This window comes from Shewanella chilikensis (assembly GCF_002836945.1).
Classification (GTDB): Bacteria; Pseudomonadota; Gammaproteobacteria; order Enterobacterales; family Shewanellaceae; genus Shewanella; species Shewanella chilikensis.
Genome location: NZ_NIJM01000006.1, coordinates 45,097 through 66,181, shown reverse-complemented (window position 1 = coordinate 66,181; position 21,085 = coordinate 45,097). Strand labels below are relative to the sequence as shown.

General features: G+C 52.3%; 19 protein-coding genes and 2 other annotated features. Of the genes, 5 read left to right on the top strand and 14 right to left on the bottom strand.

Translation table 11 applies throughout. The annotated features are described in order from the left end of the window. Positions 1 to 107 precede the first annotated feature (107 nt). From thrC to thrA, 3 genes are read right to left on the bottom strand one after another with little or no spacing between them, the layout of a single operon-like run. Positions 108 to 1,391, bottom strand: a complete 1,284-nt coding sequence (gene thrC, locus CX651_RS03485; RefSeq protein WP_101053554.1) for a threonine synthase — start codon at positions 1,389 to 1,391, stop codon at positions 108 to 110. Positions 1,392 to 1,429: 38 nt separating this feature from the next. Then, positions 1,430 to 2,389 carry a homoserine kinase gene (gene thrB, locus CX651_RS03480; RefSeq protein ID WP_101053552.1) on the bottom strand — a complete coding sequence of 320 codons (960 nt, stop codon included), beginning with the start codon at positions 2,387 to 2,389 and terminating at the stop codon, positions 1,430 to 1,432. Next, positions 2,386 to 4,851, bottom strand: a complete 2,466-nt coding sequence (gene thrA / locus CX651_RS03475; protein ID WP_101053550.1) for a bifunctional aspartate kinase/homoserine dehydrogenase I — start codon at positions 4,849 to 4,851, stop codon at positions 2,386 to 2,388. The genes thrB and thrA overlap by 4 nt, the downstream gene beginning before the upstream one ends. Positions 4,852 to 4,885: 34 nt before the next feature. Next, positions 4,886 to 5,006, bottom strand: a sequence feature (Thr leader region). A 478-nt stretch (positions 5,007 to 5,484) separates the two neighbouring features. On the opposite strand from thrA, the gene slyD reads away from it, so the two are divergent. Both slyD and CX651_RS03465 read left to right on the top strand, forming a co-directional pair. Beyond that, the gene (gene slyD / locus CX651_RS03470) at positions 5,485 to 6,096 is read left to right on the top strand and encodes a peptidylprolyl isomerase (RefSeq protein WP_101053548.1); all 612 of its coding nucleotides are present in this window, start codon (positions 5,485 to 5,487) and stop codon (positions 6,094 to 6,096) included. A gap of 153 nt (positions 6,097 to 6,249) precedes the next feature. Further along, on the top strand, positions 6,250 to 6,630 hold the full coding sequence (locus CX651_RS03465) for a hypothetical protein (protein ID WP_101053546.1): 381 nt from the start codon (positions 6,250 to 6,252) through the stop codon (positions 6,628 to 6,630). A gap of 1 nt (position 6,631) precedes the next feature. Here CX651_RS03465 and trpR read toward each other — a convergent pair whose 3' ends face one another. Then, positions 6,632 to 6,907 carry a trp operon repressor gene (trpR, locus tag CX651_RS03460; RefSeq protein WP_101053544.1) on the bottom strand — a complete coding sequence of 92 codons (276 nt, stop codon included), beginning with the start codon at positions 6,905 to 6,907 and terminating at the stop codon, positions 6,632 to 6,634. Between the two features lie 197 nt (positions 6,908 to 7,104). Between trpR and CX651_RS03455 the strand changes: the two genes are divergently transcribed. Beyond that, positions 7,105 to 7,557, top strand: coding sequence for a c-type cytochrome (locus tag CX651_RS03455; RefSeq protein WP_039034231.1), 453 nt, complete (start codon positions 7,105 to 7,107; stop codon positions 7,555 to 7,557). A gap of 60 nt (positions 7,558 to 7,617) precedes the next feature. Here CX651_RS03455 and CX651_RS03450 read toward each other — a convergent pair whose 3' ends face one another. After that, positions 7,618 to 8,295: a cytochrome b/b6 domain-containing protein gene (locus tag CX651_RS03450; protein WP_101053542.1), complete on the bottom strand. Its 678-nt coding sequence runs from the start codon at positions 8,293 to 8,295 to the stop codon at positions 7,618 to 7,620. Between the two features lie 312 nt (positions 8,296 to 8,607). Here CX651_RS03450 and hpf point away from each other — a divergent pair, with 312 nt between their 5' ends. Next, positions 8,608 to 8,961, top strand: coding sequence for a ribosome hibernation-promoting factor, HPF/YfiA family (gene hpf / locus CX651_RS03445; RefSeq protein ID WP_039034229.1), 354 nt, complete (start codon positions 8,608 to 8,610; stop codon positions 8,959 to 8,961). Between the two features lie 108 nt (positions 8,962 to 9,069). After that, positions 9,070 to 9,189: a sequence feature (Phe leader region), on the top strand. Between the two features lie 38 nt (positions 9,190 to 9,227). Beyond that, the gene (locus CX651_RS03440; RefSeq protein WP_101053540.1) at positions 9,228 to 11,183 is read left to right on the top strand and encodes a chorismate mutase; all 1,956 of its coding nucleotides are present in this window, start codon (positions 9,228 to 9,230) and stop codon (positions 11,181 to 11,183) included. On the opposite strand, the gene CX651_RS03435 is transcribed toward CX651_RS03440, so the two are convergent. The 9 genes from CX651_RS03435 to CX651_RS03395 form a co-directional block, all read right to left on the bottom strand. Continuing rightward, on the bottom strand, positions 11,171 to 12,472 hold the full coding sequence (locus CX651_RS03435) for a cation:proton antiporter (protein WP_101053538.1): 1,302 nt from the start codon (positions 12,470 to 12,472) through the stop codon (positions 11,171 to 11,173). The two genes, CX651_RS03440 and CX651_RS03435, sit on opposite strands and share 13 nt — an antisense overlap. Positions 12,473 to 12,518: 46 nt before the next feature. Beyond that, positions 12,519 to 12,854, bottom strand: a complete 336-nt coding sequence (locus CX651_RS03430; RefSeq protein WP_028779791.1) for a hypothetical protein — start codon at positions 12,852 to 12,854, stop codon at positions 12,519 to 12,521. Between the two features lie 99 nt (positions 12,855 to 12,953). After that, positions 12,954 to 14,051 carry a hybrid-cluster NAD(P)-dependent oxidoreductase gene (locus CX651_RS03425; RefSeq protein ID WP_189577774.1) on the bottom strand — a complete coding sequence of 366 codons (1,098 nt, stop codon included), beginning with the start codon at positions 14,049 to 14,051 and terminating at the stop codon, positions 12,954 to 12,956. Between the two features lie 68 nt (positions 14,052 to 14,119). Further along, the gene (gene hcp, locus CX651_RS03420) at positions 14,120 to 15,781 is read right to left on the bottom strand and encodes a hydroxylamine reductase (protein ID WP_101053534.1); all 1,662 of its coding nucleotides are present in this window, start codon (positions 15,779 to 15,781) and stop codon (positions 14,120 to 14,122) included. Positions 15,782 to 16,010: 229 nt separating this feature from the next. After that, the gene (gene tyrA, locus CX651_RS03415; RefSeq protein ID WP_101053532.1) at positions 16,011 to 17,150 is read right to left on the bottom strand and encodes a bifunctional chorismate mutase/prephenate dehydrogenase; all 1,140 of its coding nucleotides are present in this window, start codon (positions 17,148 to 17,150) and stop codon (positions 16,011 to 16,013) included. A gap of 13 nt (positions 17,151 to 17,163) precedes the next feature. Further along, positions 17,164 to 18,255 (bottom strand): 3-deoxy-7-phosphoheptulonate synthase, encoded by a 1,092-nt coding sequence (locus tag CX651_RS03410; protein WP_101053530.1) that lies wholly within the window; start codon positions 18,253 to 18,255, stop codon positions 17,164 to 17,166. Positions 18,256 to 19,142: 887 nt separating this feature from the next. Next, a complete protein-coding gene (locus tag CX651_RS03405) occupies positions 19,143 to 19,421 on the bottom strand; it encodes a hypothetical protein (protein ID WP_101053528.1) in 279 nt (92 codons plus the stop codon). Between the two features lie 444 nt (positions 19,422 to 19,865). Continuing rightward, positions 19,866 to 20,171, bottom strand: coding sequence for a DUF962 domain-containing protein (locus CX651_RS03400; RefSeq protein ID WP_101053526.1), 306 nt, complete (start codon positions 20,169 to 20,171; stop codon positions 19,866 to 19,868). Positions 20,172 to 20,183: 12 nt separating this feature from the next. After that, positions 20,184 to 20,834 (bottom strand): GNAT family N-acetyltransferase, encoded by a 651-nt coding sequence (locus tag CX651_RS03395; protein ID WP_101053524.1) that lies wholly within the window; start codon positions 20,832 to 20,834, stop codon positions 20,184 to 20,186. Positions 20,835 to 21,085: the final 251 nt, after the last annotated feature.

Here is a 21,085-nt window from a genome sequence, read left to right as displayed (position 1 = left end):
TATTGTTTTATCTATTGGATCTGTATTGATTCGCCTACAGCTGTAGATGTTTCACCTAACCCTTGATTTTGGAAGCCTATTTGACCTCCAAAACCAAGCTCTAATCCCTAATCCAATACCGAAAACATATGCTGTTTAAGGCTATCAAAATCGGCCGGCAGAACAGCCGAAAGCAGCGGCTTATCAGCCACCCTTTGCAATGCCTCTGGCAGTGGCAGACAGGTGTTCAACTCGCGGTCGACCACATCCTTGAATTTGGCCGGATGTGCGGTTGCCAGAAAAATCCCCTGCTCTTCATCCTGCAGTGACAAACGCAGTGCCTCGGCGGCCACCGCTGCATGGGGCTCTGCCAGATAACCTGTCTGCTCAAGCGCTAACATGGCCTGACGGGTTTGCCCCTCGGAAAGCGCCAAGCCGGACAAGTCAGACAGCGGCCATTTCATCTCGGCAAAAATCGCTTCCACTCTGGGCCAGTTGCTCGGCTCGGACACATCCATGGCGTTGGACATGGTCGCAACAGTTTGCCGCGGCGCCCAATCACCAAAACTCAAATAGCGCGGTACAGTATCATTGCTGTTGGTGGCCGCCACAAAGCGCTTGATGGGCAATCCCATGGCTTTGGCCAGCAGACCCGCGGTCAGGTTACCGAAGTTACCACTGGGGACACTGACAACCGGCGCCGATTGATGCAGCTTTCTATGCTGGGCGACCGCTTCAAAGTAATAACAGATCTGCGCCAGCAAACGGCTGATATTGATGGAGTTGGCCGAGTTCAGGTGCAAACCGTCACGAATATCACTGTCTTCAAAGGCCTGCTTGACCAAATGCTGACAGGCATCGAAGTCGGCTTCGACCGCGACGGTGTGAATATTGCCGCCCAGAGTGGCAAACATCTTCTCCTGCAACTCACTGATCTTGCCTTTGGGATAGAGCACCATCACCCGCACCTTATCCAGGCCAAAGAAGGCATCGGCCACCGCCGCGCCTGTATCCCCGGAGGTCGCGGTCAAAATGGTCAGCGGCTCTGAGCCGCCAAGCTGGTTGAGACACTGAGCCATAAAACGGGCACCGAAGTCTTTGAAAGCCAAGGTTGGCCCATGAAACAGCTCCAGACAACTGCGCTGCGCATCCACCTGCACCAGCGGCAGAGGGAAATTAAACGCTTGCTCCACCAGTTTGTCGACACAGTCCTGCCCCAGTTCATCGGCGAGCCAGGCGCCGAGTATCTGCTTGCTGCGCTCGACAAAAGGCAGAGCCAACAAGGCATCGACATCTGCCAGTTTCGGGATCCGGGTTGGGAAAAAGAGCCCTCGGTCCATGCCAAGACCCAGCTTGAGCGCTTCAGTAAAACTTACCCGCTGTGCCGGGTGCTTGAGGTTATAGAGTTCCATATTGATGCCTTAAATTCTTTTTTGGATGAAAATGCGTTTCAGGACAATACCCGGGTGCCTTGCATATCCAGGCGGCAGATGTGAGCAAAGCCGCCCGCTTCGGTTAAATAGTGTTGTTCCAGGTAGCGCTTGGCCTGCTCGGCGCGGGCCAGATCGCCGCTGATAGAAAACAGGGTTGGGCCGCTGCCGGAAATCCCGGTGGCCAACATACCCAGCTCAGACAATCCGCGCCGCGCCGCCAGATACCCGGGGATAGCCTCGGCCCGATAGGGTTCGGCCAACACGTCTTTCAACACAGTCAGCGCCAGCGCCTCATCCTGGCGGTAACAAGCATGAACAAAGGCGCTGAGATTGCGACCAAATTCTATGCAGGTTCCCTTGTCATATTGGTTCGGCATCAAGGCGCGCATGGACGCTGTCGATAATGAAATCCCGGGATAGGCCACCAGCCAGTACCAGGAATCAAAGGCCGGCAAGGGCTCGCAGATACGCCCGGGTAAATCCAGCATCAGTTGCAATCCACCCAAGTAGCAAGGCGCCACGTTGTCATAATGCACCGAGCCACTGATCTCCCCTTCAAAACGCCCCATCAACCCCAGCAAGACCTGCTCATCATAGGGGCGACCAAAATATTCATTGAGACCATAGAGCGCCGCCACCACTGAGCTGGCACTGGAGCCAAGGCCGCTGCCTACCGGCAGGTTCTTGGACAGGGTCAAAGAAACGCCTTGATTGATCCCGGCCTCACCTAGGAAAAACTCGGCGCAGCGATAAACAATATTCTGTTGCGGCTCCTGTGGCAGCTTATGAGCCCAGGGGCCAAGTTGAGTCAGAGAAACGCCGCAAGACGCGGCGCCCACTGTAACTGTATCCCCCAGTAAACTGCCATCAATGGGGGCCAGTGCGGCGCCCAGCAAATCGAAGCCGACACCGACATTTCCCATAGAGGCGGGCGCATAGACAGTCACAGGTGCATTGGCGGGAATAAACTGACTCATGCGCTGACCTCCCGAGTCCAGTTGAGGGTTCTGAGTAAGTCGGCAAACACCCCGGCGGCCGTCACCTCAGTACCGGCACCATAGCCTCTGAGTACAAAGGGGATCGGCTGGTAGTAGCGGCTGTAGAAAGCCAGTGCATTCTCACCACCTTTGACGCTGAACAGGGGATCATCGGCCGCCACTTCGGCGATACGCACCCTGCAACCTGACTCATCTATCTGGCCGACATAACGCAGGCGTTTACCCTTGGCATGGGCGGCAGCGACTCGCTCGGCAACGGCCGCATCCAGCAGTGGCAGAGCCGCCATAAACTGGGCTACATCGCCTGATGCATCGAAGTCATCCGGCAAGACAGACTCCACCTGAATATCATCCAGCTCCAGCGGCAAGCCCACTTCCCGTGCCAAAATCAACACCTTGCGCGCTACATCCATACCATTGAGATCGTCCCTGGGGTCCGGCTCGGTGAAGCACTTTTCCCGGGCTATAGCCGTGGCCTGTGACAGACTCATCCCCTCATCCAGCATACCGAAGATAAACGACAGCGAACCCGAGAGTATCCCCTGGAAACGCAGCAGCTTATCACCGGCAAACAGCAACTTTTTCAGGTTATCGATAACCGGCAAACCGGCGCCGACATTGGTTTCATAAAGGAACTGGCGCCGCTGGGCCAGCGCGGTTTGCCGCAGCGCGCGGTAAAAAGCCAACTCACGGGTATTGGCCTTCTTGTTGGGTGTCACCACGTGCAAACCGGCATTCATCACATCCAGATAACGGCCGGCAATGACATCCGAAGAGGTGCAATCCAGCAATACGGGATTGAGTAACTGCTGCTCCTTGGCCCAGGCCAACATCTGTGTCAGATCAAAGGCGACGGGCGAATCGTTGAGCCTTGACTGCCAATCGGCAAGGGAGATACCGGCGGCGTCGAGCAACATCTTGCCTGAGTTGGCGATGGCGCAAACCCGAATACTAATATGTTGCCCTTTGAGCATGGCTTCCTGCTGTTTTATCTGCTCCAGCAAGCCTGTGCCAATGTTACCGGCGCCAACTAGGAAGACATCGAGATACTGCTGCACATCGAAAAAGCCCTGATGGCAGGCAGCTACCGCATGACGCGTCTTGCGCTGCTCGACCACGGCAGAAATGGAGCGCTCGGACGAGCCCTGGGCAATGGCGATGATATTGACACTGGCCTGGGCCAGGGCCTGAAAGAAGCGCGCAGCCACACCCTTATGGGTACGCATACCGTCACCTATCAGGGACACTATCGCCAGTTGATCCCGCATCTCCAGCGGCTCCAACAGTTCACTCTTGAGCTCTAGTTCAAACTCCTGCTCCAGCGCCCACTTGACTCTGGGGGCATCCAAAGTGGCCACACAGAAACTGATGCTGTACTCACTGGAGCTTTGAGTGATCAGCGATACCGAAACCTTGGCTCTGGCGATGGACTCCAAAATACGCGACGCCATCCCCACCATGCCTTTCATTCCCGGGCCTGAGACGTTGAACATGGTTTGGTTATCCAGATTGGAAATCGCCTTGACCTGCAACCCGGTCTGATCCGGCAGATTGGATACCAGAGTGCCCGGCGCTTTGGGGTTAAAGCTGTTTTTGATGTAGCACGGGATTTGGAACTGGGCTATGGGCGAAATGGTCTTGGGGTGCAGCACCTTGGCGCCAAAATAGGAAAGTTCCATTGCCTCTTGGTAACTGAGCTGGGAGAGCAGCTTGGCATCGGCAACCACCCGGGGGTCGGTATTGTATACCCCATCGACATCTGTCCAGATTTCGCAGCTGTCAGCATCCAGACAGGCTGCCAGAACTGCCGCCGAATAATCCGAACCATTGCGTCCCAGAGTCACCACCTTGCCATCGGCACCGGCAGCGGTAAACCCCGGCATGACCCACACTCTCTGCTCATCGAGTTTAAGCAACGCAAATCTGGGCTTACTGACAGCGATATCCACCACAGACTCCAATGGTGTGCCGACGCCGAGGAATAATTCTCTCGGGTCGAGTAAACCGGCACTGACTCCCTTGGCCTTGAGCACTTCAACCATCAAGGCTGCGGAGAGTCGCTCACCTGCCACCAGGATCTCGGCCCGCACACTGTCAGGACACTCCCCCAGAAGCTGAACCCCAGCCAATTTTGCCCGCCAACTCGCCAACTGTTGTGCCAATACCTTCTTCAGCTGTTGTCTGGCTTCCTCTGCAAAAGATACAGATGCATCGGCATACAAAGCTTCAAATACCTCAGCCACCTTGGCAAGCGCCTCGTCGACATCCCCCTTTGCCAATACCCTATCAACCATGGCCAATAGATTGTTGGTTACGGTTGCCGGAGCCGACAGCACTGTGGCCACTTGCTCTTCTCTGGCACTGGTCAGAACAATTTCTGCTGCCATTTCAAACCTTTGCCAGTTTGCCAGCGAGGTACCGCCGAACTTCATCACTTTCATCTGTCTCTCCTTTAAATACCGCGCCCGCCCAGGAAACAAAAAAGCCCGCTCCTTGGTGGGAGCGGGCTTCTTGTTTGCAATTCTTCAGGGTATAGTCAGCCCGCCCCCACACTGGTAATGGTGGTGGTTGTAATGGTGGTAATTACAACTGAGCTTAGCTGATACATTGGGTTTCTATACTCGTTTTATTCTCTTGTGTTCAGGCCGGTTCATTCAGGAGTTTAGCTCCTTGGAATGACAGCAATACAAACAGGATTGCTTTTTTCTGTAGCATTTGTCAAGGGGCGCTTTCATGAAAATTCTAATAAAATGCCAATCTCATTGAATAAGTCTCACCAAAGTCTGTTTTTAACTGGATAAGTATCAACAAAACTCCCTCATTATAATTAACCTTAACGTAAAGTGTATTTGGCTAAAAAGCTGAGTCTCAGCCAAGCAAGTGCAATCAAAGACACCCAAATAGAATTTTTAGAAAAGACGTTTAAAAAATAATGGCTTTTTTAGTTCCAGCCTGCCCCAAAATGTCATCTTGGCGGCAAAACTCTGTGCAACAGTTGGCATAAGCAACGCTCGGATATCGCCAGCGCGGAAAAAGCACGTTATCATGCGGCCACATTCTGAACGGGAGGCGATATGCAAATCACCCAACACAGTGCGGTTACCATTCACTACCGCCTGACTGACGCCAAGGGTCAGTTGATAGAAAGTTCTTTTGAGGCAGATCCTATGGTCTACCTCCACGGTATGGAAAACCTGATCCCGGGACTTGAAAAAGCACTGGAAGGCAAGAGCAAAGGCGATACGCTGGAAGTGACCATAGAGTCTGAAGAAGCCTATGGCCCATACCATGATGGTCTGCGTCAGGAAGTTCCTCTGGAAGCCTTTGGCGATATCCAGGACATAGTACCTGGTATGCGCTTCATCGCCGAAACTGAAATGGGCCAGCGCCCGGTACAAGTGACCGAAGTACTGGACAACAGTGTTATCGTTGATGGCAACCACCCTCTGGCAGGCCAATCACTGACCTTTAATGTCGAAGTGATGGACGTGCGTGAAGCGACAGCCGAAGAGATTGCTCACGGCCATATCCACGCCCATGGCGGTTGTGGTGGTCACGGCCAGGATCACGGCGGTTGCTGTGGCGGTCATGATCACGAGCACGGCGGCTGCTGTAATTCAGATGCAGAGGAAGACGCCAAGAAAGAAGGCTGTGACGGTAACGGTGGTTGCGGCTGCCGCGGTTAATAACCAAGCAGACAGACCACCTAGCAAATTATTGCTATCAATCGAGAGTCCGGCCAATGCCGGACTCTTTGTTTATGGCACTTTAGAAAACAAGGTTGGACGTAATTCTTTGGACTAAAATCAATAGATACCCCGGATGCGAAGAAATGCCCCGTGATCTTGTCCAGATTGGTCTACGAGAGCCTGCCCTATCTGTATTTTTTGACCGGTAGCCTGGCGCTCTATTTACTCGAATCCTTGCTTGGGATCCTGGGTTCCGTTTTGCTTATATTGGCCGCGGCCCGGATTTACAACCTGCGTTCGAGTCACAGACGCAGCGATCCCAAACGCTTACGGCGGGGAGGAGTTTGGCCCGAACCCCTGTATGCAGGATTGCCTTTCCTCTGGCTGCTGTCGGGCATGCTACTGTTAAGGTTTTCCGACCAAGAAGTTTACCAGCTACTGGGGCTGCTCTTCTGTGCCTGGAGCGGCTATATTCTGAATCAGCGCCACCTCTACCGCCGCCACAAATTGCCGCGACAACCCCTGATGTAACTCAAAGGATCAAGGCTCGGATTTTTTCCTTCAGCGCTGCGGGCATATGCTTCAAATAGTTGGAACAACGGGTGATGGTTGCTATGCTCACCTCATACTCGGCCGCAATCTGCCGCTGACTCATCTCCCCTTCAAGCAATACCTGAAACACCTTCAAACGGCCGGCGATGGCATGTCTTTCATCATCGGTCAACAACAATTCAAACAGGCAGTTTAGGTCTTCGGGATTATTGTGAGCCAGTACTTTCTCCAGTACTGATATCCAATCAGGGCGCATAGCAACTCTTTCGTGTTCACGTAATGGTACGTGAACACAGTATAGCGTTGTTTTCCTGCGAAAAAAAGTCGTGTTTTAGCAGCCAGTTACTGACAAAACTTTACATGTAAACTGAAAAAGTCTACTCCCTAGGTCAAACAAAATGTGTACAATAGCCAAGCAATGTCACATTAACGCACAAACTTGTGAGAATGATAATGAAAAAATACTTACTGATGTTAGCCGCCACCGCGGCGCTTAGCGCTACAGCTGTTCAGGCCCACAACTTTGAAAGCAGCGATGATGCCATCCAGTACCGTCAGTCTGGTTTCAGCCTGATGGCCTATAACTTCGGTGATATCGGTGCCATGCTCAAAGGCAAGAAAGACTTTAACGCCGATGTTGCAGCTATGCGTGCAGCCAATGTGGCCGCCCTGGCGAAACTGCCACTGGAAGGCTTTATCGATGGTTCCGACAAAGGTGATACTGAAGCTCTGGCCAAGATTTGGGCCGACAAGGCTGACTTTGAAGCCAAGTTCAAAGAACTGCAAACCAATGCCGACGCCCTGGCTATTGCAGCCAAAGGCGGCGACAAGAATGAGCTGAAAAAAGCCTTCGGTGCCGTTGGCAAGAGTTGCAAAGGCTGCCACGACGTATACAAAAAAGACTAATCCCTTTTAGTCATCACAATAAAAAGCCTGCATCTAGCAGGCTTTTTATTGCTTGGAAACTTACAACATGCCTATCACTGGCATCATCAAAAAGTGCACCACAGGCACGGCGACTACCAATAAAAGCACCAATGCCAGTATCAAAGAGGCAAACCTGGGTTGCTGCGCTTCTGCAGCCGGTAAGCGCTTATAGCCACTGAACATTGCCCCCACCAGCTTTTCACCTTTGAAGCGGTGCAGCAAGACGGCGGCCACATGAATACCGGCAAGGATCAATAAAAGATCGAAATTCTTCTTGTGTAACCAGGTAAACCAACTAGCGGTTTCACCGCTGACATAAGAAACCAAGGGCCCTTCGGTAAATATCTCATCTGTGGCAAACAAACCCGACACCAATTGCAAGCTGATTATGACCAGTAAAAGTACCACCATATAACCCCCAAGAGGGTTATGCCCTAAAGAATGAGGAGCCTGCTTGGCCCGCATCTTGGCAAGATAATCCAATGCCTGACGGGGATGACGGACAAAATGACTGAAACGGGCAGTGTCGCTACCGATAAAGCCCCAAATAAGCCGTACCACCAACAAGATCATCAGACTATAGGCGAACAACTGGTGATAGCTCATCTCCCCCTGATCGGCACTCCACCACAGCCCGCCCAAGAGCAGCAGCATGCCCCAATGAAACACCCGCACAGGTATATCCCAGACCTTCACTTTAACTTCGTTGTTATTCATAAAGTACTTCCTGTTATCACCCGTTTTGGCCCGAACGGCATAAGGGTAAAGAGTTATAGATAATACACATGATGATATTTAAAGCGACGGGAGGAGGCAATTGGAAAGGATTGATACTCAGTGATCTCATCAAATATGGCCCTTTATCAACCTGGGTTCAATACTTTTCAGGGCAAAATTGTCCAAACTTGTCTAAGTGATCAAATAAGTGACAAACGCTCTCTGACTCGCCACAAATATTGATTTAGATCACATTTTTAAGTCTGGGGATTGTTAATCTGAAACCAAGGAAGCAACAGAGGGTTTGACAATATGCTAAAGATCACCAGCAAGCAATTTGAAGTCACAGCTGCCATCCGTGAACGTGTTGAGAGCCGCCTTACCAAACTGGACCGTTACGATACTCAGCTGATTAATCCCCATGTCATCATCCTCAAAGAAGGGCCACTCTTTAAAATAGAAGCATCAATAAAACTGGCCAACGGACAACTTTTTGCCCAGGCGAAACATGAAAATCTCTACGCAGCCATAAATGCAATGGGACAAAAGCTGGAAAAACAACTCAATCGCCTGACCCACAAACCCGCAGCTCAGCGTGGTGCCTTTGAACCCGAAGCCACCGAACCTGAGTTCGAATACGATTACAAGGAGGACTACGCAGCTTGATATTTCAATCTCCCACTAACCAGCGCACCTTCGGGTGCGCTTTTCATTGTTGAACCCAAAGATTTTTTGATTGACAGCTCTAAGGGATAGATTTAGCTTAAATGTCATGAAAAACCTCAATCGCTCATTTTTTATTTTCTTTTTTACACCTCATTCCCGGAGGCGGCCCTGACGTGTAAAAACGAAAATGAAAATTGCCAAGCCTCCCACCCGGGAGGCTTTTTTGTCTGTATCATGCACTGAGTATTACTGGTTTAGAGGTCTGAATGAATAAAGTACCGTCGCTGGAGCGAATAAGGGATGACATCACTACCCTGGACAGGGATCTGTTGGCGCTATTGGCCAAACGTCGGCAACTCAGCCTGGAAGTCGCCCGCAGCAAAGAGGTGGACATTCGCCCAATCCGTGATACCCAGAGAGAGAAAGAACTCTTGGCAAGGCTGGTTCGCCAAGGGCGGGAACAGGGATTGGATGCCCATTATGTCATCAGTCTCTACCAGGCCATTATTGAAGACTCAGTGCTGAACCAACAGGCCTACCTCCAGGGCAGAGCCAATCCCGAAACCCAGAAACAGCAATACTGCATCGCCTATTTGGGCGCCAGAGGTTCATATTCCTACCTGGCCGCCAGTCGCTACTGCCAACGTCGTCAGGTAGAGATGCAGGATCTGGGTTGCCAGAACTTCGATGATATAGTGCAGGCCGTCGAATCCGGCCATGCCGACTATGGTTTTCTGCCGATAGAAAACACCTCATCCGGCTCAATCAACGAAGTCTACGATGTGTTGCAGCACACCAGCCTGGCCATAGTGGGTGAAACCACTATAGAAGTGGGCCACTGTCTGCTGGCCAAAGCGGGAAGCAAGCTTGCCGATATCAAAACCGTCTATGCCCACCCCCAACCCATCAGTCAATGCAGTCGCTACCTGAGTCGCCATCCCGACTTTCATCTGGAATATTGCGCCAGCAGCGCCGAGGCAATGGAAAAAGTTCTCCAGGGCGATAACACTGTGGCTGCTATCGGCTCCAGTGAAGGCGGCGCCCTCTACCAATTGGAAGCTCTGGAGCAGGAACTGGCCAATCAAAAAATCAATCAGAGCCGTTTTATCGTAGTGGCCCGCAAGGCGATAGAAGTGCCGGAGCAACTGCCGGCCAAGACTACTCTGATTATGGCAACCGGCCAAAAGCCCGGCGCCTTGGTGGAAGCCTTGCTGATCCTCAAAGATCACAACCTCAATATGAGTAAGCTGGAGTCACGCCCTATCCCGGGCACGCCTTGGGAAGAGATGTTTTATCTGGATGTCGATGCCAATCTGGCATCCATAGCTATGCAGCAAGCACTTGCCGAGCTTGAACGGCTCACCCGCTTTATCAAAGTACTTGGCTGTTACCCTTGTGAGACGGTCGAGCCAACCCAGCTGAGTCACAGCCAACTGCTGATTGAACCTGAGAGTTCCAGGCAGGACAGCGCCAAACTGTCACCCCAGAGACATTCCCGTCACTATAAACCGGTCAGCACAGAAATTAGTTGCGGCCAGCTCAAACTGGGGCAAGGCCAGTTCGCCGCCTTGGCGCAACTGAACCTCCCCATAGATGCAGACAGCTTTGCCCCAAGCGCCAAGGCCCTCAGGGAAGCGGGATTTCAGGGCGTGGTTCTCAGCACGCTGACGCGCCAACCCGATGCCAAACAGCAACTGCCCAAGTTGCAGAGCCTGTTAAACCAAGCCGGGCTGCAGAGCATTGTTGCCTTGGAGCATGCAGAAGATCTGGCTCTGGCCCAGACCGCGGCCGACATGCTGCTGCTCAGCGGTAAACAGATGTACAACACAGAGCTGCTCAATGCGCTTGGCGGACAGAACCTGCCGGTGATATTGGAGCGTAATCCCATGGCCAGCCAACAGGATTGGCTGACCAGCGCAGATACCCTGCTCGCCGGCGGGAATCAGCAGTTAATCCTCTGTGATGCGGGGGTCAGTGGATTGAATCAACCCGAACAGCTTATGTTGGATCTCGCCGCCCTGGTGGAACTAAAAACCCAGAGCCACTTACCGCTGTTGGTAAATCCAAGTCTGTGCCTCAACCCAAGCAGCAGTGAGCAAACACTGACTGCTCAGGTCTTGGCTATCAAGGCGTTGGGCGTAGATGGTTTAATCATCGCAACCGATGTCCGTCATCCACAGCAACATGCAGGCTTAATCGCCAAGCTGTATCAGACAGCCTGAGTCGATTCGGCAGCGGCTTTACCGGCCTCTGCCGCCTCGCGGCTGCGGCGGATCAAACGGGAAACCGTTGAGCCCTGCACCATGATAGAAAAGACCACCACGGCATAGGTCATTACCAGCAAGAGATCCCTGAGCTCCAGCTCGGGGGTCAGCACTATCCCCGCCGGAAGACTCATGGCCATAGCCAGCGCCAGGCCGCCCTTGAGCCCGCCCCAGATAAGGATCCCCTCCGCGCCTTGGCTGTATTGCCGCATACGCCGGAACCCCAGATAAGGTAAGTACACGCTGACACATCTTGCCAACAACACCACAGGGATACTCAGCAGCACAAACCACCAGAGTTGCATATCCAGATGGGTCAACAGCAACAGGAGCCCCAATAGCAGGAACAAGAGCGAATTGAAGAAGTGTTCAAGCAGGCTCCAGAACCTTTGCAGCAATATTCTCCCCGTGACCCCAAAGCATTTTGGCACTGTGAAATTCCCCAGCACGATTCCTGCGGCCACCATGGCCAGAGGGCCGGACACCGAGAGTTTTTCTGCCATCACATAACCTGCGGTAGGCACCACCAAGGTAATCAAGAGTCTCTGGGTTTCTTCATCCGTGAGTTTCATCAGTTGATGCAGCGCAAAAGCCAACGCCAGGCCATAGGCAATGCCACCAACGGCCTCATGGAAAAACAGCGCGCCGACATCGGCCAGGCTCAGAGCCTCGGCGGAAAAAGCCAGCTGCGAGACAGCAACAAACAGCACCAGGCCAATACCATCATTGAACAGCGACTCCCCCTCAACCTGAATGGCAATATCCTCAGGCGCGCCGAGTTTTTTTAAGATGGCCAAAACCGCTATCGGATCGGTTGGTGATATCAAGGCCCCGAACAACAAACAATAACTCCAGGGTAGCGCCAGCCCCAGCAGCGGCATCAAATAGAAGCAAAGCGCCGCCACCGTCAGAGTGGAAATCACAGTACCAAGCAGAGCCAGACAGAGAATTTCCCATTTCTGGCTGGCCAGCACCTTGAGCCTTATCTGCAGCGCACCGGCGAAGAGCAGAAAACCCAACATACCGTTCAGCAGCAACGCCTGAAAGTCGAGCCTCTGCAATACTGAAATGGTTTTGATATGGATATCCAGCTCAAACCACTTACCCACCACCAGGATAATCAGGCTAAGGAGCATGGCCAGGCCTGTGATGGCTATGGTTTCTTGCAGTGAGTGAAAACGGCTGGATAACAGCGAGATAATCAGTGCCAGCGCCGCCAGCACACAGAAGAGTTGATAGTCCGTCATATTTCCTTGCGATCAGGCTGACCGCTTCCCTGGTAGCAGACAAGAGCTACATGGCTTGTCCATCTGTGAGGCTGAGCCAACCCTTGAAGATTCGGTAACTGAACCAGATAACCCCCAGGGCGCACAAGCTGAGGCTGAGCCACAGCGGATTGACCCAGTAGCCCATAGCCAGTAGCAGTGCCAAACCCATAATACTGCGCCTTTGCCAGCGCAAGTGAGAGCCCAGCAGCGACAGAGGTGCAACCTGCCTTTGGCTTAAGTTAATCAACAGGCTCAGGATCACAGGCAGGAAAAACAACGGAAAGGCACACATAAGCGCATATAAAAAATGGCCCATGCTACGATCTTCACTGGCAAATGCTTCTGAGGGTAAGCTGGTCATAGTCTGTCTCCGGCCAACATCTGGAATGCAGGGCCCAAAGCTTTTGCCCTGCTTTAACCATACTGTGAGATCGCCACTTCTGCAATGCCGGAAACAGAATTAGAAGGGGCCGGTTTCCAGTTGAATATCACTCTTCACCCGGCTGGAGCACGCCAACACCATACCTGAGTCAATCTCATCCTGGCTGAGCGTCTGCTGGCTGCTGCTTTCCACTTCACCGGAGACAACCCGGCACTTACAGGAGCCACAAACGCCGCTGCGACAGGCGGCAATAATGGGCAAACCTTCAGACTCCAGCGCTTCAAGCAGGGTCTGATCGCCATTGATGCTGAGCTCAAGGCCGGCAACACTCAAGCGGTAATTGGCCAAACCGTCACCCGCAGGCGCCGAGGTATTTTCAGCAAAGCTTTCCTTGTGAAAACGCGTCATATCGAAATCTGCTTGCGCCAGCATCTGCTCTGTGGCCGCCATGTAAGCCTCGGGGCCACAGACATACACGGTGCGCTGACGATAATCCGGCACCAGTTGTTCCAGTGCCGCCAAGCTCAAGCGTCCCGGTAACATAGGGCACTCGGCAAGCTCCCCGGAGACTGAGGCAGTCTCACCTCCCTGCTCCAGCAGATAGCCCAGCTTAAAGTTATCGTGACGGCTGTTCATAGCCCGCAAACTGTCTCGGAAGATGAGATCCTGCTCGCTTCTGGCACTGTGAATAAAAGCGATATCGCTGTCAAGATAGCTGTCGGTCAGAAAACGACTCATGGAAAACATCGGCGTAATGCCACAACCGGCGCTTAAAAACAGATAGCGCTCGGCCGGTATATCGATAAGGTTGAACTGGCCGTAAGGCCCGGAAGCCATTAGGCTGTGGCCCGGCTTAAGATTATCGATAAGGTAGTTGGAAATTTTGCCGCCCTCAACCCTCTTAATGGTCAGCATCAAAGAATTGGGCCGAGATGGCGAAGAGGAGATGGTATAACAGCGGCGATACTCCTCACCGGCAATCTCCAATTGCAATGCTACAAACTGCCCGGGCTTGAAATGAAAAGACAGCGGCTGAGCCGCTTTAAAACGAAAACTCACCACATCCGGGGTTTCCTGCCAGCGGGCGACACAAATGAGCCGCAGCTCTCCGGGAACCCATTGACCAGCCTGATATTGACTGATTGCCGGCGAAACTTGTAATGGATTGAGTGTCATCGAAACTCCCTCTACAGAGAAAGAAATGGCCGGAATGCCGCAGGCATTCCGGCCTCAAGAGATACGCATCAAGCGGCGCCGAGAATCGCCTCCAGGTCTTCCTCAACCGTGCCAACATTGCGCAGGCCGAACTTATCTTCCAGTACCTTCAGCAAATTGGCGGTCAGGAAAGCCGGCGGAGTTGGGCCGGTACGTATGTTCTTCACTCCCAGTGACAGCAAGGTCAACAGGACCACTATCGCCTTCTGCTCAAACCAGGACAGCACCAGACTTAGCGGCAATTCGTTGATATCACACTCAAATATCTCAGACAGTGCCAGCGCCAGCTGAATCGCCGAGTAGGCGTCGTTACACTGGCCGATATCCAGCAGTCTGGGGATACCGTTGATATCACCGAATTCGAGCTTGTTGAACTTGTACTTGCCACAGCCCAGGGTCAGGATCAGGCTGTCTTTGGGGGCCGCCTTGGCAAGGTCGGTGAAGTAGCTGCGCTCGGCCTTGTCACCATCACAGCCGCCAATCAGGAAGAAGTGGCGGATATTGCCGTTCTTGACGTTTTCAACCACGGCAGGCGCCGCATTCATCAAAGCGTTGCGGGCAAAACCTATGGTGATCATATGGGGGATCTCATCATAGGCAAAGCCTTCAAGCGCCAGTGCCTTGTCGATAACGGCACTGAAATCGTCGCCGGTCAGGTGAGTCACGCCCGGCCAACCAACGATACTGCGGGTAAAGATGCGGTCGGCATACTGACCGACATTGGGATCGATAATGCAGTTGGAGGTCATCACCACGGCGCCGGGGAAGTTGGCAAATTCCTTCTGTTGATTTTGCCAGGCGCTGCCGTAGTTCCCCACCAGATGCGGGTATTTCTTCAGTTCAGGATAGGCCAGCGCCGGCAACATCTCACCATGGGTATAGACATTGATGCCCTTGCCTTCTGTCTGTTGCAGGATGAGCTCGAGATCTTTCATATCGTGGCCCGAGACCAAGATTGCCTTGCCCTTCACCGGCTTGGTGTTGACCTGAGTCGGCTCTGGATGACCAAAGGCCGCGGTTTCACCGGCATCTAGCATAGCCATCACAGAATAGTTGAGCTGACCTATCTCCATCGCAGTGGCAAACAGCTTGTCAGCATCTGTGCTGTCGGTCGCCAGAAAGGCCATGATCTCGTGGAAACGACCGGCCACTTCGCTGCTGGTCTGATCCAGAACCCGGGCGTGTTCCATATAGGCAGCCGCCCCTTTCAGGCCGTAGAGGCACAGGAGTCGCAGACCGAGAATATCTTCATTGAGGTCATCACCTCGGTTGGGCGCAGCCACTTTGGCCTGTTGTAACAGCTCGGCCTTGGACGCCCCCAGCAGCAGAGTCGCCGCGGCGGACATAGGCTCGGGTGTCACGCCCCTTTGTTCACAAAGCTCCAGATAGCGCTGCTTTAGCTGGTCTCGCAAGCGAGCGGCCTCCTTTGCATATTCGGTAATCCGCTCATCGTCGAAGTTGACATTGGTCAGAGTGGCGAAAAATGCCTTGGGCACAAAGGTATCGACTTGCGGATCGATAACCTCAAACTCCCGGAGTTTGACGGCATAGGTGGACAGCCCCTGCAACATGTAAATCAACAGATCCTGCAGATCCGAGGTCGCGGCCAATTTACCGCACATCCCCTGGGCATAGCTGCAGCCATTACCGGCCGGGGTTCGAATGGTTTGCTCACACTGAATACAAAACACGGCATATCTCCTTTAATCATGCTTTATTTTTGCATGTTTAAAATCAGTGTACTCTTTCATCGCTCAGACGAAAGAACGTGAGTCATAAAGCTTGAAGGAGATCACCTTAAGCAATTGCTGAATAAATGGCTTTTTGACTTCTATCTTACTGATACAAATGAAAAAGGAGCCTAAAAGGCTCCCTTGGATAAATCGCGTTGCACTGCCAGCGGAGTTGACCGCCTTGAGATCAGTGACTCTTCATATCATTGACCGACTGCAGCATGCTGCGGCTCTCGCTGCGAAACTGTGGTGCAAAGTCACCGAACCATTCGGCCACCTCACGGAACTGGCGCACAAAGCCGTCTCTGTCACCGGCCTTGAGCATGGCTAAAGCGCCGGCATAGTTGTTCAGATAGTCGGAAATAGCCCCCAGGCTCTCTTGCTGGGCGAAGATGATATCGGCGTAAAGCTCTGGGCTTTGAGCAAACAAGCGACCCACCATGGCCAACTCCAGCCGGTAAATCGGCGAGCTGAACTGCAGCAGACTATCAAGATCGGCCTGCTCCCGGCACAAGTTCAGGCCATAGACAAAGCTGGAGAAGTGGCGCATCGCCTGCACCAGTTGCATCGCCTTATCATGCTTGCCGGCATCCGCTTCCACCAGCCGTGCTCCCCAAATAGCTATCTGCTCCAGCAGCCAGGCATAGGCCTCACTCTGCCGACCATGGCACACCACGACAACCTGCTTGGCGAGGCTGCCCACATCCGGGCCAAACATGGGATGAAGCCCCACCACAGGCCCGCAGTGGGTCTCGAGCATGGCTTGTAGCGGCTGCGACTTTATCGAGGTCAGATCCGCAAGAATGCAATCCTTGGGCAAGCCTTGTAAACGGGAGCGAATAAGCTCACAGGTAATGGCAATCGGCACAGTGACCAATACCAGACCGGCTCCGGCAAGGATAGCATCGGCATTATCCCAATCATCTTTATCGAGCAGATGTACTGGATAACCGGAGAGTGTCAGCATCTGGGCAAACAGGGTGCCCAGCTGGCCACGACCGCCAATGATCACCACCTTGTTGATATCCGGGTTCACCTGCTTGAAACCCACATCCTTCTCGTTGAGATAGGATTCCCGCATCAGGCGCCTGAGCACATCTTCTATCAGCTGCGGCGATACCCCCAGACTTTCGGCTTCTACGCGGCGCTTGGCCAACATGGCGGCCTCCCGCTGCGGTGCATAAATGGGCAGGCCGGCGTTGTGTTTGACCGCGCCGACCTGGGCCACCAGATCCAGCCGCTGACGCAGCAACTTGAGTAACTCTTGGTCGACGCCGTCAATCAGTCCGCGTAACTTCTCCAGCTCTGCCGTGGTTTTCTCACTCATCTCAAATCTTCCGTCAGCCATTTGCCACCCTGAGCATATCAAAGCGAGTGGGTAAAATAGAACTCAGTTGCGCCGCCCCTTGCCTGAGCAGTTGCTCCGTATCCTGCCAATCTATGCAGGCATCAGTGACCGAAACCCCATAGTCAAGCTCGGCAAGCGGCTTGTCACAGGCCTGACTACCGGCAAACAGATGGCTTTCCAACATCAAACCTATGATGGAGCGATTGCCCGCCGCTATCTGGTCAAATACATCCCGGCACACAGGCAGTTGCCGCCGATGATCTTTGTTGGAGTTGCCATGACTACAGTCGATAATCAGTCTGGCATTGAGCCCGGCATCATGCAGCTGCCGTTCACACTCGGCCACCGAATCGGCATCATAGTTGGGGCCCGCCCCACCTCGCAGGATCACATGCCCATCCGGGTTACCGGCGGTTTGCAGCAAAGCCACCTGCCCTTGTTGATTGATCCCCATGAATCTGTGACTGCTGGCCGCCGACTTGAGGGCGTTAATGGCCACCCCCAGATTGCCATCCGTGCCATTCTTGAACCCTACCGGCATGGAAAGCCCGGAGGCCATCTCCCTGTGGGTTTGTGATTCTGTGGTTCTGGCGCCTATGGCTGACCAGGTCACCAGTTCGGAAATATATTGCGGACTGATGGGATCCAGCGCTTCGGTGGCAACCGGCAACTCGAGTTCGGCCAGAAACAACATCAACTCCCGCGCCATCCGCAACCCTTTTTCAATATTGAAGGACTCATCCATATCGGGATCATTGATCATCCCTTTCCAGCCCACTGTGGTTCGAGGTTTTTCAAAGTAGACCCGCATCAGGATAAAAAACTGATCCTTGAGCTCGTCATGGAGCTTTTTCAGTTTGAGGGCATATTCCTTGGCCGACTCAATATCGTGAATAGAGCAAGGGCCGGTGACGACCAACACCCGGTTGTCACGCTTGTGAACTATGTCGGAAACTGTCTTGCGGGCACTGAGAATATAGCGATAACCGTGATCAGAAAGTGGCAACTGCTGCTTGAGTTCTTCGGGAGTTATGAGGACTTGTTCGGCACTGATGTGCACATTCTCTATATTACTGGACTGCATTCTGATCACCTGAAATTAATTTGCGCGACTTGCTTAACCGCACCATCGTAGCGGTGCACCATTACGGCATTACACTATGCCGAGACTGAAGCGGGAGATCAAGGGCGAAACCGGAAAAATTTTCATCTTTATTGCCAAGGAAACAGCAAACGGTTTCCATGTGTGCTTTGTCTAAGTTTGAATGCCAAGCTTGGCTCACTTGTCGTAAACAGCAAAATCGCCAAATCATCAAATAGTTAGGATGACAAAAAGTAACAATCCACCATGCTTGAAGGTTTCTTTATCCAATGTTTGTTGTACCTTCTCGTCAAGGGAAAACAGATGAAAAAATGCTGTTATCTCACGAAGCGTGAGAATTCATCCCTTCATCCGGATTTCAAACAGTACAAAAGATGGTGTAAATGCCATTTCATTCCACTGAAAGAGCGGCTGAAGTGACTGGGTGATTGGTGACGATTCAATGCAGAACTTTAATCCACTTATTTCAACCATTGCAGGTAGATCTATTCAATTCCTGTTCGTCAGTTCTATGAGCTATTTTCCACATTATTCCGTTCCCACCTCAAGATGCGCGCCCTCACTGTGCAGCAAATGACGCCCCTGACCGGGCTTACAGCGAGCTTACAATGGCATCCTACCAGCATCAACTTAACAGGCTGCGCGCCATGCCCGGCACACAAAGAAAAGGCGCGTCCTAAGACGCGCCCTATTTACTGCTGTCAGCCATCCCGCTGAGTTGTGCTCCCTGCACCTTCCATGCGTATGAATTTCTTCCTGTGGACACCTTGTCTCAGTGATGACAGCTTCCAAGCTATCTTTTCATCCTTGCTGACAACCATCCTGGTATCTGCTCAATTCCCTTGAGCCTCCTTGTGGCCTCCTGGCACTCATCTTCCATGTTTGCCCATCCACGAGCTTGTTGTCGTCCATGAGTTGGGTTTTCCCTTAACCCAAAGGCTGGCATCCCTGAGCCTGTCCTCTACTTCGTCCTGAACGCTTTCCTTAGCAGACCTTCCTGTCTCAAATGGCCTTTCCTGGCGCGGCAATTTCCTTATTACCGGAAAAATCTCTTGTGTATCCATCCTGGATACCGCTTTCCCTGCGAGCCGTTTCCTTGGCTTGAACTTCCCTGCAATGGTTTCAAGACGTCCTGTCTTGATTGTCATCCATGATTAAAATCCATTTAGCAGGCTTCCTTGCAGCTCATCCTTGCAGCTCGTCCTTGCATAAGCCTTTCCAAAACGCGTCATCCTGACACTTGCCCTGGCTGCCTCCTTAAACTCCTTGGCGTTGCTTTCCTTGCAACTCCCTCTTCCTTGAGGCTCCCTCTTCCTTGAAGCTTGTAACTTCAGCTCCTTTCCTTGGAAGCTCTGTCAAAGCATCCTGCCCTGACCACAACTTAAGTGTACCCAAGGCCCCCTCTTTGAGATGGTCGATTTTAGAACAGGCTAGGAATGACAAATATTCAGCAGTCGCTAATAAAATTCTAATCACTTGTTTATTAACAACATTTAATTATTCGCCAGTAAGAACAGCTAATAAGTCTTATGTTTATCGCACAGCTTTGTGAGACATATCTCACATTGGTACTGGTAAATAACCAAAAACACTCAGAAACGACGTTTGCCACTGACAAATTGGGCCAACATGACCCAGTCAGCCATCAAGCTATAGACTGGGTATTGAAAGGTCGCCGGCTTATTGTGTTCAAAACCAAAGTGACCAATCCAGGCAAAGCCATAACCCACCACAGGCAGAGCCAAGAGCCATACAAATTGTCCACTAAGCAGGCTGAATAACAGAAGAAGCAATACCAGTATCGAACCTAGATAATGCAAACCTCGGCATACGGGATCGGAATGCTGTGACAGGTAGAAAGGATAAAACTCAGCAAAACTCTTGTACTTTTGCTCCATGCTTAACTCCTGTTATTGGTAGACGTCATCATCAGTATGACTGTGGTAAAAGAGCAACTCTCCGGTTAACTGCCCGATATTCAGCTCAACCACGGGTACAAAGCCTTGCTCTCGGAACAGATGAGAATGGCCATCCTCAGTCACAAAGACTCCAACCCCTTCCAGCTCCGGCTGCTCATCACACCAACCCAATACCGCCTGGACGAGCAACTTGCCATAACCTTTGCGCTGCTCGGTTAAAGCTACTGCAATGAACTGTATAATGCCGTATTCAGTAGCCGGCAGGTGCTCCAGAATTGAATTCTCCTTCTGCATCAACTTCTGCGTCGATTGCCAACCTGTCCCCAGCAGCATTTTCAAACGCCAATGCCAATAGCGCCCCTCCCCCTGGGGAAGTGATGAGGTCACCACGCAGGCAACCCCAATCAAGCGCTCATCATCGAACAACCCAATAAGGGGCTGCTCCTGTTGCCAAAGCTCATTGAGCTCTTCACGAATTGCGGCTCTGAGCTTTTGTTCATATTCGGCGGCATTGGCGGCCGGCAAGGTCTGCTGAAAAAACGCATCATAGTGATAGGCGTTATAGAGAATTGATGCGGCCAGGCGCAAATCTTCCGCCGTCAGGTAAACAGCACGCAGGGAATCGGGAGTCTGGGTTTCCATTTGTTGTTGTCCTTGTCAGCCAAAAGGGTAATTTCCAATTTAACAATTTTGGATCAAAGTACAATCTTTTGCTTGTCAAGCCGTTCGACTACTGCCGTGGGCACCATTCCCATAGAGATAATAAGCTCTGCCGATTTAAAGCAATGGATCTGCGGTTCGATTGGTATAAGCTAAAGGGAAGGAATAAAGCTTACTATCTGTTTTATGAAGGCTTGTTCACCCATCACCTTGGCAAGATATGCCAGGACTTC

What these genes read in the sequence shown, in the direction of transcription:
- thrC (WP_101053554.1), bottom strand. Translation starts at nt 1,391, where the DNA reads ATGGAACTCTATAACCTCAAGCACCCGGCACAGCGGGTAAGTTTTACT.
- thrB (WP_101053552.1), bottom strand. Translation starts at nt 2,389, where the DNA reads ATGAGTCAGTTTATTCCCGCCAATGCACCTGTGACTGTCTATGCGCCC.
- thrA (WP_101053550.1), bottom strand. Translation starts at nt 4,851, where the DNA reads ATGAAAGTGATGAAGTTCGGCGGTACCTCGCTGGCAAACTGGCAAAGG.
- slyD (WP_101053548.1), top strand. Translation starts at nt 5,485, where the DNA reads ATGCAAATCACCCAACACAGTGCGGTTACCATTCACTACCGCCTGACT.
- trpR (WP_101053544.1), bottom strand. Translation starts at nt 6,907, where the DNA reads ATGCGCCCTGATTGGATATCAGTACTGGAGAAAGTACTGGCTCACAAT.
- CX651_RS03455 (WP_039034231.1), top strand. Translation starts at nt 7,105, where the DNA reads ATGAAAAAATACTTACTGATGTTAGCCGCCACCGCGGCGCTTAGCGCT.
- CX651_RS03450 (WP_101053542.1), bottom strand. Translation starts at nt 8,295, where the DNA reads ATGAATAACAACGAAGTTAAAGTGAAGGTCTGGGATATACCTGTGCGG.
- hpf (WP_039034229.1), top strand. Translation starts at nt 8,608, where the DNA reads ATGCTAAAGATCACCAGCAAGCAATTTGAAGTCACAGCTGCCATCCGT.
- CX651_RS03440 (WP_101053540.1), top strand. Translation starts at nt 9,228, where the DNA reads ATGAATAAAGTACCGTCGCTGGAGCGAATAAGGGATGACATCACTACC.
- CX651_RS03435 (WP_101053538.1), bottom strand. Translation starts at nt 12,472, where the DNA reads ATGACGGACTATCAACTCTTCTGTGTGCTGGCGGCGCTGGCACTGATT.
- CX651_RS03430 (WP_028779791.1), bottom strand. Translation starts at nt 12,854, where the DNA reads ATGACCAGCTTACCCTCAGAAGCATTTGCCAGTGAAGATCGTAGCATG.
- CX651_RS03425 (WP_189577774.1), bottom strand. Translation starts at nt 14,051, where the DNA reads ATGACACTCAATCCATTACAAGTTTCGCCGGCAATCAGTCAATATCAG.
- tyrA (WP_101053532.1), bottom strand. Translation starts at nt 17,150, where the DNA reads ATGAGTGAGAAAACCACGGCAGAGCTGGAGAAGTTACGCGGACTGATT.
- CX651_RS03410 (WP_101053530.1), bottom strand. Translation starts at nt 18,255, where the DNA reads ATGCAGTCCAGTAATATAGAGAATGTGCACATCAGTGCCGAACAAGTC.
- CX651_RS03405 (WP_101053528.1), bottom strand. Translation starts at nt 19,421, where the DNA reads ATGACAATCAAGACAGGACGTCTTGAAACCATTGCAGGGAAGTTCAAG.
- CX651_RS03400 (WP_101053526.1), bottom strand. Translation starts at nt 20,171, where the DNA reads ATGGAGCAAAAGTACAAGAGTTTTGCTGAGTTTTATCCTTTCTACCTG.
- CX651_RS03395 (WP_101053524.1), bottom strand. Translation starts at nt 20,834, where the DNA reads ATGGAAACCCAGACTCCCGATTCCCTGCGTGCTGTTTACCTGACGGCG.